The following is a 343-nucleotide window of genomic DNA, read 5'->3' on the forward strand; positions in this document are numbered from 1 at the left end:
TTAAACAAATACAGTAAAGTCATTATCAAAATCTTTCAGTTATTAGTGTTTGTTCACTTCGGCATATTTATCGTTAAAATCAAGTGCCACATCAGTAGTGCTTGAAATGCGTGGATAAATATCGTTAGCCAAGGCTTGGCTTTGTACGCCTTTTTTCTCACATGCTTTAGCAATATCATCATAAATATCAAAATGACATGCAGATAAATAATCCATCAAAATTTGGCAAAATGATTCAATCTGCGCAGGTTCAGGCAAACCATGATCTATTTTATCGTACGTGTAAAAACGAGCGATTTTCCAAATAAGCAGAATGAGCACTTGGCGTTCGTTTACCAACATG

The 343-nt window shown here is 35.0% G+C and carries 1 pseudogene; it reads right to left on the reverse strand.

The features are described from left to right. Positions 1-48: 48 nt before the first annotated feature. Positions 49-343: pseudogene (locus CWB78_RS18640) on the reverse strand (Rsd/AlgQ family anti-sigma factor); the annotation flags it as partial.

It is taken from the genome of Pseudoalteromonas sp. S1612 (assembly GCF_005887175.1).
Lineage (GTDB): Bacteria > Pseudomonadota > Gammaproteobacteria > Enterobacterales > Alteromonadaceae > Pseudoalteromonas > Pseudoalteromonas undina.